Annotated in this window: 12 protein-coding genes; 2 read left to right on the forward strand and 10 right to left on the reverse strand. The window is 59.1% G+C overall.

Annotated elements, in window-relative coordinates:
* From AS026_RS34345 to AS026_RS34365, 5 genes are all read right to left on the reverse strand, one after another.
* Positions 1 to 1,098, reverse strand: coding sequence for an ABC transporter permease (locus AS026_RS34345; RefSeq protein ID WP_062375223.1), 1,098 nt, complete (start codon positions 1,096 to 1,098; stop codon positions 1 to 3).
* A 6-nt stretch (positions 1,099 to 1,104) separates the two neighbouring features.
* The gene (locus tag AS026_RS34350) at positions 1,105 to 2,691 is read right to left on the reverse strand and encodes an ABC transporter substrate-binding protein (RefSeq protein WP_062375225.1); all 1,587 of its coding nucleotides are present in this window, start codon (positions 2,689 to 2,691) and stop codon (positions 1,105 to 1,107) included.
* Positions 2,692 to 2,751: 60 nt separating this feature from the next.
* Positions 2,752 to 3,705, reverse strand: coding sequence for a dihydrodipicolinate synthase family protein (locus AS026_RS34355; RefSeq protein ID WP_062375227.1), 954 nt, complete (start codon positions 3,703 to 3,705; stop codon positions 2,752 to 2,754).
* 118 nt (positions 3,706 to 3,823) lie between these two features.
* On the reverse strand, positions 3,824 to 4,543 hold the full coding sequence (locus tag AS026_RS34360) for a FadR/GntR family transcriptional regulator (RefSeq protein ID WP_062375229.1): 720 nt from the start codon (positions 4,541 to 4,543) through the stop codon (positions 3,824 to 3,826).
* Positions 4,540 to 5,253, reverse strand: coding sequence for a ribonuclease activity regulator RraA (locus tag AS026_RS34365; RefSeq protein ID WP_205634504.1), 714 nt, complete (start codon positions 5,251 to 5,253; stop codon positions 4,540 to 4,542). The genes AS026_RS34360 and AS026_RS34365 overlap by 4 nt, the downstream gene beginning before the upstream one ends.
* A 471-nt stretch (positions 5,254 to 5,724) precedes the next feature.
* On the opposite strand from AS026_RS34365, the gene AS026_RS34370 reads away from it, so the two are divergent.
* Complete coding sequence (locus tag AS026_RS34370) at positions 5,725 to 6,939, forward strand: mandelate racemase/muconate lactonizing enzyme family protein (protein WP_062375231.1); 1,215 nt, start codon at positions 5,725 to 5,727, stop codon at positions 6,937 to 6,939.
* A gap of 12 nt (positions 6,940 to 6,951) precedes the next feature.
* A complete protein-coding gene (locus tag AS026_RS34375) occupies positions 6,952 to 8,139 on the forward strand; it encodes a galactarate dehydratase (RefSeq protein ID WP_062375234.1) in 1,188 nt (395 codons plus the stop codon).
* Positions 8,140 to 8,325: 186 nt separating this feature from the next.
* Here the strand turns inward: AS026_RS34375 and AS026_RS34380 are convergent, their stop codons facing one another.
* From AS026_RS34380 to AS026_RS34400, 5 genes are all read right to left on the reverse strand, one after another.
* On the reverse strand, positions 8,326 to 9,306 hold the full coding sequence (locus AS026_RS34380; protein WP_062375236.1) for an ABC transporter ATP-binding protein: 981 nt from the start codon (positions 9,304 to 9,306) through the stop codon (positions 8,326 to 8,328).
* Between the two features lie 3 nt (positions 9,307 to 9,309).
* Positions 9,310 to 10,134 (reverse strand): carbohydrate ABC transporter permease, encoded by an 825-nt coding sequence (locus AS026_RS34385; RefSeq protein ID WP_062375239.1) that lies wholly within the window; start codon positions 10,132 to 10,134, stop codon positions 9,310 to 9,312.
* The gene (locus tag AS026_RS34390) at positions 10,131 to 10,994 is read right to left on the reverse strand and encodes a carbohydrate ABC transporter permease (RefSeq protein ID WP_062375242.1); all 864 of its coding nucleotides are present in this window, start codon (positions 10,992 to 10,994) and stop codon (positions 10,131 to 10,133) included. Before AS026_RS34390 ends, AS026_RS34385 begins: the two co-directional genes overlap by 4 nt.
* A 63-nt stretch (positions 10,995 to 11,057) precedes the next feature.
* On the reverse strand, positions 11,058 to 12,338 hold the full coding sequence (locus AS026_RS34395; RefSeq protein WP_425349838.1) for an ABC transporter substrate-binding protein: 1,281 nt from the start codon (positions 12,336 to 12,338) through the stop codon (positions 11,058 to 11,060).
* 69 nt (positions 12,339 to 12,407) lie between these two features.
* Positions 12,408 to 14,741, reverse strand: coding sequence for an alpha-L-rhamnosidase (locus AS026_RS34400; protein WP_062375247.1), 2,334 nt, complete (start codon positions 14,739 to 14,741; stop codon positions 12,408 to 12,410).
* Positions 14,742 to 14,845 lie beyond the last annotated feature (104 nt).

A 14,845-nucleotide genomic window follows, 5' to 3' on the forward strand; every position in this document is an offset into this window, starting at 1 on the left:
TCACCGTGTTCGCGGATCAAGGATGCGGTAAAGCACATCCGAAAGGATGTTGATCGTCAGGAAGACGGCGCCGATCGTCAGCACTGCTCCCATCACGACGTTCATGTCATTCATCTGAAGCCCACGCGTCAGATACTGGCCAAGTCCCGGCCATCCGAAGACGGTCTCTATCAGCACTGCGCCTTCCAGAAGCCCCCCGAAAGTCAACGCCATGATCGTCAATAGCTGCACGCGAATGTTCCTGAAGGCGTGGCGCCAGACGACCATGCGGCGCCCAAGCCCCTTTGCCCTGGCCGTCACGATGTATTCCTGACTGAGCTGCTCGAGCATGAAGCTGCGCGACATGCGGCTGATATAGGCCACGGAATAGTAGCCAAGGATGGCGCCGGGAAGGATGATGTGACCAAGCGCACTCTGGAACACGTCCCACTGCCTCTCGAGCGCAGAGTCGATCAACAGAAAGCCGGTTATAGGTGTGACGAGCCCCTCATAGAATACGTCGACGCGTCCCGATGCGCCGACAAGCTGAAGCTTTGCATAAAAGACGAAAAGCGCCATCAGGCCGGTCCAGAAGATTGGAATGGAATGACCGGCCAGCGCAACGATCCGTGCAACGTGATCAATGACGGTGCCGCGCCTGACGGCAGCCGTGATGCCGAGTGGTACACCGACAAGCGCTCCGACGATCATGGCGATGACTGCAAGCTCGATTGTCGCAGGGAAGATCGCCAATAGGTCGGTGAGGATCGGCTGTCCGGTCGTTGCCGATGTTCCAAGGTCGCCTGTCGCGACCCTTCCGACATAGCTCAGGAATTGCACGAGGATCGGCTGCCCTAGTCCCAGCTCGTTGTAGACACGATCATAGACCTCCTTGCTGACCTCCGGCCCGGTGATGGCAAGCACCGGGTCGGCGGGAAGCAACCGCCCCATCGAAAAGGTAAGAAAGAGCAGGCCGAGCAGCGTGGTCACGATCGCCACCACGCGCCCTGCCAGCCGTCTCAGAATGATTGCGAGTGGATGCGGCGCGACATAGGCCACTTCTTCTTCGCTAAAAGGGGTGTCGGAATTTCGCTTGGATACTAGATCGGCATTCGCCACGACCCCTTACTCCTTGGTTACGTCGTGCCAGCGCGTCGACCAGGTCGTGTGGCCGTGGTAACCCTTGACTGCGGAACGCATGACATAAGGGTCCGTCCGCTGGAAGAAGATGACGAGCGGGGCATCCATTCCGGAATAGACGCTATCCATCTTCTTGAAGATTTCCGTGCGTTTGCCGCTATCACGTTCCTTCATCGACTGATCGACGAGCGTGTTAAGTTCATCCACCTTCATTCCGGCCCGCCATAGATAGTAACTTCCAAGACGTGCCTCATCGCTGTTGTCCGGATTGTAGGCGTACTGGGTGGCAACAGCGAAGGGGTCGGGAAGACGGGCTCCCGAGTTTCCGAGCAGGACTTCGTATTTCCGCTCCCTGAACGCTGGCGTGAATTCGCCAGGCACGAGATCAAGGTCAAGTCCGGCGACGCGCGCACTCGCCTGCAGCGCCTCGGCAAACGGCAAGGTTGCCGCTCCGGACGGATTGAGGACCTTCTTCAATCCATTGGGATACCCTGCCTCTGCAAGCAGTTGCTTGGCTTTGGCGGGATCGTAGTCATAGCGGGACGCCGCTTCATCGGGAGCGCCAATCATCCCGCGCGGGATCATCGACTGCCAAGGGAAGCCCGTGTAGCGCATGATATTGCCGGAAATCGCCTTCCAGTCGAACGCATGTTGGAAGGCCTCGCGAACCTTGGGCTTTTGAAGATCCGGATCCTTCTGATTGAGGGCAATGTAGTAGAAGCCGAGGCCCGGAACGTTGTCGATCACCATCTCCTTGTTGTTGGACAAGGCATCGAGATCGCCGCTTGCCAGATATTGCCCGACATCGACGTCACCTGCTTCAAGCTGCAGTCTGAGATTGCCGGATTCGGGAATATGACGTGCAACAACTCGCGCCATGGCCGGGGCACCACCCCAATAGGCCTTCTGCGCGTTGAAGATCGCAACATCATTTGGACGCCATTGGGCAAGCGCAAACGGCCCGCTTCCCGCCGAGTTGGCCGACAGCCAAGCGCCCCCAAGGTCGCCGTTCGCCTCGTGCGACAGTACCGTTTTCTTGTCGACGATGCCGATCGACGATCCGGCAAGGGAATAGAGTACCAGATCCGTATTGACGGGTCGTGGAAGTTCAATCTCGAGCGTGCGCTCGTCCTTGGCTCGTACAAGCTTCTCGACGTTGTCAGGCGTAAAGCCCCATAGCGCGATATCGGTCGAACCGACCTGACCCATCTTGATGACGCGTTGGATCGACCAGGCAGCATCTTCTGCCGTGACAGGATTGCCACTTTGGAAGACAGCGTCGTCGCGCAACGTCAGGCTGATGACCTTGGCGTCGTCCGACACGCTCCATTTCGTCGCGAGCATCGGCTTCAACGTTTTCAGATCGTCCGGCGACAACTGCACGAGATTATCGTAGAGGTTGGAGATCAGTTCGGAGACTGTCCGCGCATTGTTCTGCGCCGGATCAAGCGTTCTGATGCCGGTCAGATTGGTACCGATCACCAGCATGTTCGGCGGGGATGCCGCAAGTGAAGGTTGCGCGACAATCAATGCGCTGGCCATTGCGGCCGTTGCCAACAGGTTCCTCAGCATTTCAAGACCTCCCAATCTTGGGGCGTCAAATCGCCCTGGCTTAACAGATGAATGTCGAACTCAGCCCGCCGCCCTCGTGTCGACCGGCGCTTCCCCATGCCGCTGGATGTCGCCGGCAGCCTCCCACGCACGAAGCAGGCGAAACAGTTCTTCACGATCGCTCTCGTCCAGCATCGGCAATCCCGGCACGCGAACCGGGCCGACGTTCAGACCGGAATGGGTTACCGCCTCCTTGACGACCGTCACATTCGCACCGTTGCGGTATTTCGTGCGCATGCGTTCGAACGGCTCGAGCTTGTTGAGGATGGCGCGAGCCCCGTCGTAGTCGCCGCTGGCAAGCGCTTCGTGCACCGCAAGCGAGAGCTTTGGCGCAACGTTGACGAGTCCGGAGGTAAAGCCCCGTGCGCCGGCGGCGGTAAACGACAGAGCCCAGCTTTCAGCGAGGCCGCAGACAAAGAGGGCGCCGGCGGGATCGGAGGCTGAAATCGCCCGCGAAAGCAGCATTAGATCCGGTGTTGCGAACTTGATGCCGGCGATGTTTTCATGGCGGGCAAGGCGGGCCATGTCTTCGACATTAAAACCGTCGGCTCGTACATAGGCAATCATTGGCAGGGGCGAAGCATCCGCCAGCTTGCAGAAATAGTCGATTTGCGCCGATGGCGCCGCAAAGGGATCGACGGGCTGATGCGCCATGACGGCAGATGCGCCGATCGCAGCTGCGTCCCTTGCCATTCGGACTGCCTCGCGCAGTGATCTGCCGATCGCGGCCGTCACCGGCGCCTTGCCATCGACACCTGTGACCGCAGCCTCGTGTACACTGCGGATCTCCTCCACGGTCAAGGCATAGAACTCGCCAGTGTTTCCAGCCGCGACGATGTTGTGGATGCCAGCCATCGCCACCCGGCGATAAATAATTGCAGTCGAACGGGGTTCGACTTCACCGTTTTTGTCATAGGCCGTCACGGGAACGCCAGACACGCCCGTCAGGGCCTGGCGCATGGTTGCGATGCTCATCTTCTCTCCCCTAACTGTCGATCAATTCGCGAAGCGGATAGGCGCCAGGCGCTCCCCATCAAAATCGAGAGCAATGGCGGTACCGGCCTCGAAACAACCACTGCGATCGGTCGGCTCATCAATCGACCCCCTGGAACATTCGAGCGCGTGCGTTCAGGATGTGGCGCTTCATCGCGTCGTGGGCCTCAGCTTCGTTCCGCGCAAGGATCGCCGCGACGATCACCGCGTGCTCATCCTGGACGCTGCGTATCTGCGCAGGCGTGCGCTTGAGACTAAGACTTCGCGTCACGGAATGACCGACAGCAAAATGGGGCCTGAACCACTCGCGGACCGTGATGTGGAACTGGTTTCCGGTGGCAACGGCGATCGCGTCATGCAGCGCCTCATCCTCATCGGCCCCAAGCTCGCCATTGCGCAAGCATTCCTCGATTGCCTGCAGTGCGGCCATGATCCGCTCCCTGTCCTCCGGCTGCCAGTTGCGGGCGGCAAGCTCGGCTGCCTCCGCTTCGAGACCTGCGCGAAATTCGAAGAAGCGCTGAACGTCGGCGAGAGATCCGACCGGCACCATCTTCAGCATCGATGAGTCCGGCCGCTGTCGGACATAGGAGCCGGAACCCTTGCGTGAGACGACAAGGCCATCGGTCCTCAATCGTTCAAGTGCTTCGCGCACGACCGGCCTCGAAGCACCGAACATGGCGGCAAGCTTCGATTCCGGCGGCAACCGTTCGTTCACCGGAAAGTTTCCGTCTGCGATCATCCCGACGATCTTCTCGTAGATGATGTCGCTGAAGCGGGTTGCACCCTTGCTCGGCTCCATGGCGGCGGAAAGTTTCGTCATCGTCCCTTTTCTTTCCTCCAGACCGCAAATGCCGCAGCGGTGCCCTCATTGGGCGGATAGAGACCAAATATCCCCTGCCCGGCGCGCACCCGTTCCTCGACAAAGTCCTCGAAAACGGTTTGCTCGAAAGCCTCGTTGGCGACCTCTTCGGCCATCGCTGCTGGGATGACGACCACGCCTTCATTGTCGCCAACCATGAGATCGCCCGGATAGACGGGCACATCACCGCAGCCAATAGGCTGATTGATATCGAGAGCATGGTGGCGCACCAGGTTCGTCGGCGCCGAGGGTGCCGCGTGATAGGCTGCAAACGGCAGGGAGGCAATGTCTGGCGTGTCGCGGAAACCCCCATCGGTAACAACGCCCGCCGCACCGCGCTTGAAGAGACGCGTAATCAGGATTCCACCGGCAGAAGCGGCCGAATGATCCTTGCGGCTATCGATAACAAGCACGGCGCCTTGCGGGCATTCTTCGATGGCGCGGCGCTGCGGGTGATTCAAATCACCAAAGACGCCGAGATGATCGATGTCTTCCCGCGCGGGAATGTAGCGTAGCGTGAAGGCAGGCCCGACCAGGCGAGGCGCTTGCGGATTGATCTTGTGAATGCCGCGGATGAAGACATTCCTCAAGCCGCGCTTCATCAACACCGTCGTCAGCGTTGCCGTCGAGACTGCTCCCAATTTTGTTCGCACAGCATCTGACAGATTCATATCCCCATGCCTTCCTGGGCGGTCGTTTTGAGGTGACAGCAGGCGTTTGCTCGCCACCATCGCTACATAACCTGTAATTATCTGTCAACTCTTGTAATTATTTGAAAGCATGCATATCGTCAGCAGCAGCGCCAGGGAGAGCGCGTTGACGCGGGGCCGGAGCTCGTCCTGCCGTCCGCCTTTTGGGCAATGTGGGAGGAAGTGATGCGGAATCAGTCTGCGCGACATCGTCGGGCGCGCGATCCCTGGGGAGCATGCCGGAGTTTGCCACCTTGACGGACATGCCGAGGGATCAGACGGCGAAGCGCTGCATGCTCGTCGAGGTCACGAAGGAGACAAGGCCTGCAGTCCGCCGTTGTTCGGCGTCAGACAATCAATCCCCTTACAGCGCGCCTCGATCCGCGGCAGCGGGATCGCTTGCGGCATCTTCGCTGCATCCAACAGACATCTGCGGCACTGGAGTTTCTTACAATGAAGATTACCGGAATCAGAACCTTTCTCATGCATGCAGGCCAGCCCGATCCGTCCAAATGGGCTTCTGATGAACGATCAGGCGATGGCGCCTCCAGGCTGCCAGGTACTAGAAACTGGCTGTTTTTGAAGATCGACACTGACGAAGGCATAACAGGTATCGGCGAATGCTCCGGATGGCCGCGCGTCATCGAGACCGCGATCCACGATCTTGCGCCGCTCCTCATCGGCGAGGACCCGGCCCATATCGAGCGGCTATGGCAGAAGATGCATGTCGCCATGATGGGTCACGGCATGTTGGGAACGGTTGGCGCCGGCGCCATGACCGGCATAGACATGGCACTGTGGGACATCAAGGGAAAGTCGCTCGGTGTGCCAGTCTGGATGCTGCTTGGAGGCAAGGTTCGTGACCGGATTCCGATCTACTCCCATGCAAACACGCCCGAGCGGGCACTTGCCGTCAAGGAACGCGGGATAAAGGCGATCAAATGCGGCGGGGTTGCTGACCCGGTGCGCAAGGTCGCCGCATTGCGCGAAGCAGTCGGCAACGAGATCGACATTGCAATCGATCTTCATGGCCCGCCCTGGCTAACACCGGCCGACGCCTGCCGGCTGGTCAGGGCGCTTGAGCCTTACGAACTCCTCTGGGTCGAAGATCCGATCGCACCGGAAAACATCGATGGCTACCGACGCATTCGCGATGCCGCCCACGTTCCCTTGGCAGCCGGCGAACGTTCGGCGACGATCTTTGGAGAGCGCGAACTGATCGAAAACGAACTGGTCGACATCATCCAGCCCGATACCGGCCGGGCCGGTGGCATTACGCAGATGAAGAAGATCGCGGCCATGGCCGAGGCCCATCACATCCAGATGGCGCCGCATTCAGGCTCGCTCGGTCCTGTCGCCGAATACGCCGCGTTGCACGTGCTTGCGGCTATTCCGAACGCGCTCATCCTCGAACGCATCGATGACGATTGGGACGGTCGAAAGCTGACGATTTTGCCCCATCCGCAACAGGTCGGCGGATCGATTGCCGTCCCGGACGCGCCGGGTCTTGGTTGTGATATCGATGAATCATTCGTGGCGCGCTTTCCAAGCGGCGGCAATGTCTCCGTGCCGGTGCCCGAGAGTGCCGGCTCCTACAATCCCGGAACTTATAACGAGCATCTTTACGTCCAGACGCGCCTGTCGCGTCACCGCTATTTCAATCGCTAGAAGGAAAGAGAAATGAAGATCGACCGCATGCGGGTGTTCATGACCCGCGACAAGGACCGTCCCCGCGTCATCGTCGCACTCGATACCGACGACGGTCTGACGGGCTGGGGCGAATGCTACAACCACGGTCCCGACAAGGCGCTCCCTCCCCTCCTCGACTACCTCTATGGTTTTCTGTCCGGTCAGGATCCAACGCGTGTCGACTATCTGGTCAATCTGTTGATCCAGCAAAGCCGGTTCCCACCGGGCGCCCTTGGGTTGGCTGCGATCTCGGCGCTTGATCACTGCCTTTGGGACCTCGCCGCAAAGGCTGCCAATCTTCCCGTCTACAAGCTGCTTGGCGGTGAAGTTCGCGATCGTGTCAAGGTCTATGCCGGCGTCTATACCGCACCCGATGCACCAGCTGCGCGCGACGAGTTCGATCGGCTGAATGAAGAATGGGGCTTTACCGCATTCAAGCTCAGCCCGTGGCGCATCGACATGCACGCACATCGCTGGGGCAACGTGGTCAAGGCGTCGGCGGATTATTTCCGCTCTCTGCGGGAGACCGTGCGGGACGAGTACGAGATCGCATTTGATGCACATGCAAAGATCTTCGAGCCTGTCGCCGCACGCCAGCTCGGCAATGCGCTTGCTCCCTACGATCCGCTGTTTTACGAGGAGCCCCTTCGCCCCGAAAACATCGAGGCCTGGGGCGATCTCAAGCAGGGGCTGAACTGCGTGCTCGCAACAGGTGAATCGCTCTACAATCGAAACGAGTTCCTGCGCCTTCTTCAGGTCAAGGGCGCCGACCTGATCCAGCCCGACATCTGCGTGGTCGGCGGCATCAGCGAGATGCGGCGCATCGCAACACTTGCCGAAGCGCATTTCGTCGGCGTGGCGCCCCACAATCCCATGGGACCACTCGCCACGGCCGTGAATGTTCACTTCTCCGCCGCCGCACAGAATTTTCGTATTCTGGAGTATCGGCTGCCAAAGGGGCAGGCGTATGTCTACGGGGGCCTCAATATAGAGAGCCGACAGGGCGAAACGCGTTACGTCATCGATCCCTATTTGCCCAAGGACGGCTATCTCGAACTCAGGCCGGACAGGCCAGGCTGGGGCGTTGAGATGGACGAAGAAGCAATGGTTCATGAAGGCTATGTGCACTGGCAACGCCGCGTTCCCAAACGGCCGGACGGCTCTTACGCTTTTGCGTAAGTGCTCATCGAGGGCCGTCCAGCCTCGAAGGGCAGACAGTCAACGGCATCGGCGGTATTTGACGCCGCCGATGAAAGCGGTCAGCTAATCGATAGTGGATCGATTGTGCAGGGGAACATGTCCACATGTCTGCTGTTATCCGCGAAGCAATGCCCGACTTGAAAGGAAAGCAACGCAGTCCACGTGTCAGGAGAACCGATGCTCCTTTCCGTTGAGGGGGGACGCGAAGAGGGTCTCGCCGACCGAAATTTGCCGGTCGCCGTCCGTGCGTACGACGAGCACCGGCAATTCCGGTACATCAAGATGGATGACCGTATCCGCACCGAGCCGCTCGATATGACGCACTTTGCCTTGCCATTTTCCTTCCATGGATGAGAGCGCGATATGTTCGGGCCGGATACCGTAGATCCGGCAGCCTTCCCTCGCGGCAATCTCCGCCTCAAACAGGTTCATCTTCGGCGAGCCGATAAAGCCAGCGACAAATGGAGTGGCCGGATTGTTGTAGAGCGCCATCGGTGTCCCGACCTGCTCGATGGCCCCGCCGTTCAAAACGACGATCTTGTCGGCCATTGTCATCGCCTCCACCTGATCGTGCGTGACGTAGATCATTGTGGCGCCGAGCTTGGCATGAAGCTCGGTCAGTTCGATGCGCATCTGCGAGCGGAGCGACGCGTCGAGGTTTGACAGGGGTTCGTCGAACAGGAAGACTTTCGGGTTGCGCACGATGGCACGGCCGATCGCGACGCGCTGGCGCTGGCCGCCGGAGAGCGCCTTTGGCTTGCGGTCGAGCAGATGCGAGAGCTGCAAGATATCGGCAGTCTGCTTCACCCGTTCGGCGATTTCCGCCTTGGGCCGCCTGGCAAGCGAGAGGCCGAAGCCGATGTTTTCTGCGACCGTCAGATGCGGATAAAGCGCGTAGGATTGAAACACCATAGCAATGCCGCGCTTGGAGGGTTCGGCATCTGTGACATCCTTGCTGTCGATGAAGACCTTGCCCGATGTCTGAGTCTCCAGTCCGGAAATGATGCGTAGCAACGTCGACTTCCCGCAACCGGACGGACCGACAAAGACGCAGAATTCGCCGGCATCAACGGTGAGATCGACTCCCTTCATCACCTCCAGGCTGCCAAAGCTCTTGCGGACTTTTTCGAGAACAACGCTTGTCATGGCTTATCCCTTGACTGCACCGGCGGTCATGCCTGCAACGATCTGCCGGTTGAAGAAAATGAAGACGATCAGGGGCGGAATGGTCACGAGAAGGATGTTCATGAACAGCAGATTGAACTGCGTCTGGAACTGTCCCTGAAAGTTATAGAGCGTCAGCTGCACCGTGACGTTTTCGCGGCCCGGCAGATAATAGAGCGGGTTGGTGAAATCGTTGAAGATGGCGATTGACTGGACGACGATGACCGTAACGGTGACCGGCTTCAGCAGCGGCAGGATGACGCGAAAGAAGATCTGTAACGGTCTTGCACCGTCAATGATTGCAGCCTCGTCGAGATCCCGAGGAATGGTTGCGATGAAACTGCGAAACAGCAAAACCGTGAAGCCAAGGCCATAGGCAACCTGGATCAGAACCATGCCAGATAGTGTCTTGAAGAGGCCGAGCATCTGCAACACCCAGATGGTCGGGACAACGGCCGGGGGAATCATCAGGCCGGCCAGCACGCAGCCGTAGATGACAGCGTTCCAGCGTGACGGGCGGCGCTGCAGCACATAGCCGACCATGGCGCCGAAGAGCACCAGCAATGTGACGGCGGCCACCGTGATGACAGTCGAATTGAAATAGGCAAGCAGCAGCATGTAGTTGCGGGTCTGGACGACCTCCATGAAGTTCTGCCAGAGCTGCCAGTCGGCCGGCCAGCTGAATTTCAGCGTTGCCGCATCCTGTTTCGTCTTGGCGGCCGTGATGAAGATAAACATGAATGGCAGCACGAAGATCACGCCGCAAGCAGCCAAGGCCGCAATCCCGGTATAGATCTGGCGGCGGCTCATAGATCCACCTCCTTGCGATTGAACCAGGCCGTCAGCGGCAGGACGATCAGCCCGATGAGGAGGAAGAGGATCACGTTACCGGCAGTCGATAGACCGTAAAAACCCGCCTGATATTGCTTGTAGATGACACTTGCCAGCACATCCGACGAAAAGCCCGGACCGCCGCGCGTCATCGCCCAGACAAGATCGAAGCTTCTTAGCCCGCCGATGAGGGAGAGCGTCACGACGGTGACGGTGGCGGGTCTGACCAGCGGCACGGTGACGCGAAAGAACATCTGGCGGCCAGTCGCCCCATCAATGCGAGCGGCCTCATAATAGTCCGGGCTGATTGAGGCGAGACCCGCGATATAGATGACCGTTGCAAGCCCGATCCCTTTCCAGAGGTCGACGAAGATGATGGAGTAAAGTGCAAGAGCGGGGTCGGTCAGCCAGCCCGGACCATGGATGCCGGTCGCAGCAAGTGCCACATTGATCAACCCGCGTGTCGGATGCATGAGCACCGAGAAGGTGATGCCGACGCCAATCGTCGAGACGAGAACCGGAAAAAAAATCACGGTACGCAGCAGGCCTTGTCCCCAAAGCCCGGAGGTCAGCAATACGGCGAGCAGCAGACCGAGAACGGTTTTCGTGCCCGAGGTCAGGACGGCATAAATGATCGTGTTGACGAGACCCTGTATCAGAAAGGGCTCGCGAAAGAACTGCCGGTAATTTTCCAGCCCGATGAACTGTGTCGTGAACAGGTCCCAGCGCGTGAGGCTGAACCACAAGGACGCGATCGTCGGGGCCAGAAACAGAACAGTGAAGACCACTGCCGCTGGCAGCACAAACCAGTAGGGATAGGCGGACTTTCGTGTTGTCATAAGGATACCTTGAAGCGTCCCCCATCCAGATCGGTTGACCTGGATGGGGCATCGGCTGGGAGGTTACCAGTTCGGCAGGCCAAGCTGCTTGGCCTGCTTCTCGACATCCTGGTCGTAGAGCGCAGCCGCGTCCTTGGCGGAGCGGATGCCGGTTCCGACTTCAACCGTAATCTGCTCCAGTGCCGGTCCCTTGACAGGCGAGACGAATTCGAGTGCCGGGCCGTTGCGGCCCTCGGTGTCAAAATATGGGAGCATGTCGGAGACAGCCGGCGGAATATCTTTCGGTAGCTCGCACCCCTTTACGAGATACGGACCCGACGGGACGGCCTGTGCCATCAGGTCGCAGGCTTCCTTGGAGCCAACGAAATCGAGGAATTTCTTGGCTTCCTCGACATTCTCAGATTTTGCAGAAACATAGAGCGCTGAAGGCATCCAGACCGTCAGGCCATTCTTTCCAGCATCCATGCCCGGTTGAGCGAAGAAGCCGAGATCTTTCAGATTGTCCGGAAAATTCTGCTGGACATTGCCGATACCGAAAGTGAGGTTCGGATAGTGCGCGGCCTCACCCGTCGCGACCATGCGCATGCCGTCGTCAAATGTCGCAGCGCCAAAGTCGGCATTGAGGTAGCCTCCCTTGGCCACTTCCTCCAGGTGTTCGAAGCCATGCAGTGCCGCAGGCGTATTGGCATATTTGACCTTGTTGGCAGTGTAGTCGTCGGCGAAGTTCGGGACCTCGGCCTGGACATTATAGAAATCGGCAAGCACGAAGAGTTGCGACGTCCAGGTCGTGCCATAGGTCTGGGCGACCGCGACCTTTCCGGCCGCCTTGATCTTCTCATTGTTGCTCATGAACTCCGCCCAGGTCTTCGGCGGGGTGAGGCCGAGATCGGCGTAGATCTTCTTGTTATAGAATATGCCGCCACCCATGGCCGGACCGAAGGGAATGCCGCGGACATGGCCATCCGGGCCGCTGACAACCTTCTTGAACGTGTCAAGAATGCCGGCTTCCGAGGGAAGGTCGGCAAGGTCGGCTATCGTTTCCTGCGGCTTCAAGGCCTGGAAAAGAGAACCGCTATTATACTGGAAGATATCCGCCATCTCGCCGGTCGCGAGCCGCGTCTTGACGATGTTGTCGCCTTCGGAGCCGCCCGCGCGCTGCTCGACGTCGAAGCTGACGCCAGGATGCTTTTCCGTGTAGGCCTTTGAAACGGCATCGAACGAGGCAATGGATTCCGGATTGGTATCGATCAGCACACTGAGGGTCACATCCGCATGTGCCACTCCAGCGGCAAGAGCCATGATGCTGGCTGCAAGGATGCTGCACTTCGTCATTCGCATAGTCATTTCCTCCTCTTGAAGACCGGAATGCGTAAGCTGATTGCCCGCAAATCGGAGACCTGCAGGCAAATTGCATCAGTTGGAAAACGTAATCTTATGCTCCCCCGCGCCGAGCCTGATTTCCTTGCCTTGCTCGACATTGGCGCCATTGGCCTGCAGCGACTTGCGCTCGCTTCTCCCCTCGAGACGCGCAGTGACACCTTCCGGCAGCACCAGGCGACATGTGACGAAACCTTCCTCCAGGGTCCATCCAGCCTCGATTCGACCAAAGCGCGTATCATGCCATGCGCAAACCGGCGAGAGAGCAGGCAAGATTGCGGGATCGAAGAGAACTTCCTCGAAGCCGGGCTTGTCTTCCAGCGGCTTGATCCCGGCAACGTCTTCGAAGAGCCATTGGCAGACCGCGCCATAGGCATAGTGGTTGTAGCTGTTCATGTCAGGATCATAGATCGTGCCATCTTCGGAAAGTGCATCCCATCGCTCCCAGATCGAAGTCGCGCCGCGGTCGACCTGATAGAGCCATCCGGGTACCTTCCGGTTCAGGAACATCTTCTCGGCAAGGTCCACCATACCAAGTCGCGTCAGCGCCGGCAGCAGGGCGGGAGTGCCGATAAAGCCCGTACCGATGACCCCATCCGTTTCCTCCGCCACCCTACGGAAGTAACCTTGCGCGGCTTCTTCGTATTCCGGCGGAACGAGGCCATAGAGGAAGGCCAGGGCCCACGAGGTCTGGTCATTATGGGCAATGCGGCCGGAGGGTGCGAAGAACTCGTGTCTGAATGCTGTCTTAATCTCCTCAGAACGCTTCTCGAGCCGAGCGGCTTCGACGGTCTCACCGAGAATACGGGCGATCTTTGCCGTCAGTTGCGTTGAAATGAAGTGGTATAGGGTAGCTGCGCAATCATCTGCTATGGTCGGGCGGGGCTTTCTGTTATCCCCAACCGGCTGAAGCCAGTCGCCGAAGGTGAAGCCGTGCGCGCCCCAGACGGCGGGCGGCCGGATGATCGGCCCATCAGAGATGCCCCAGAGATAATCGAGCCAGCGCAACATTGCGGGGAAGCACTCTTCCAAGGCAGCGCTGTCACCGTAATGCAGGTAAAGCTGCCAGGGAATGATGACGATCGCATCGCCCCAGCCGGTCGATCCCGCCCAGTCGCCGCGGCCACCGATCGGATGGAGCCGCGTCGGATCTGGTGAAAAATGCGACACTGCCCCATTGGCCCGTTGATCGTGGATGACATCGCGCAGGTATTTCTTGAGGAAGGATTGGCTGTCGGCAAGCCAGCAGGCCGTTCCGGCGAAAACCTGCGCATCACCGGTCCAGCCGAGACGCTCGTCGCGCTGCGGGCAATCGGTCGGCACTTCGATGAAATTCGAGCGCTGCGACCAGATCGTGTTTTCGACCAATCGGTTGACGCTCGCAACACCTGAGGTAAACCCGCCGGCAGTCAGGGGTACCGAGGTTATCGGCACCATTGTAATGGCGGTGAGTTCGGCCTCACCTGTCACAGTGATGCGCGCGTAACGGAAGCCGAAGAAGGTGAAGAGCGGCGCATAATCCTCCTCACCTTGCCCGGAAAGCGTATAGGAGACTTCAGCACGCGCACTGCGATAATTGCGATTGTCGAAGAAGCGATCGGGGCCGAGCACTTCGGAATGCTCGACGCGCACCTTTGCTCCGGCGACACCCTTAAGGCGCAGCCGGACATAGGCGCCGGCATTCTGTCCGAAATCAAAGACAGTGCGGCCATCGGCCTCCGTCCAGCTGTCGGTCGGTGAAAGAGCGTCCAGCTCCTTGACCGCACCAGTCTCATGCGGGACGAGCAAGGCCCTGTCGAAGGAGAGCACATCAACGCCATGGCTATCCTTTGGACGAATGCGGGCGTCATAATCCTCGCCATAGTAGATGCCGTTGCGAACAACGGGTGTGAAGCCGCTCTTCCAGCTATCGTCGGTTTTCACGAGCACCTCGCCGCCGGCGCGCAGTTCTGCGATCGCCCCCGTCCGGTCGCCCCAGCAATTGAGTATCGGGTTGGATGCCCACATCAGCTGGCTGCGATACCAGCCGTCGCCAAGCCAGATTTCGATGCGATTGTTGCCGGGTTGCAGGAGCTTAGCGACATCGTAGGCCTGATAGGCAATCCGGTCGTCGTAGCAGGTCCAGCCGGGGGTCAAGAGATCGGTGCCCACGCGTTTTCCATTGAGGAAGGCGCGGTAGAGACCGAGGGCCGAGAGGCTGAGAACTGCTTCGGCCGGAACCACATCGAGCGAGAATTCCCGCGCGACGAATGTGCCCTGTGTTGCCTGGCCACCGTCGCAGGCGGGTCCGATCATCGACGCTGTAAAATGGAAAAGAGAACCGGCAAGGACGTCTTCCCCGGCAAGGCCGTGGGCCGAAACAGTCTTCATCTAGAACCTCCCCCAATCGCCAATTCCTCCGGCGATTGCTTTGTGTGTATCGTTCTATGTATATCATTCTACACTATCGATTGCCGCGCAAGAGCTTTTGTGTC

It is taken from the genome of Rhizobium altiplani, from assembly GCF_001542405.1.
GTDB classification, from domain to species: domain Bacteria; phylum Pseudomonadota; class Alphaproteobacteria; order Rhizobiales; family Rhizobiaceae; genus Rhizobium; species Rhizobium altiplani.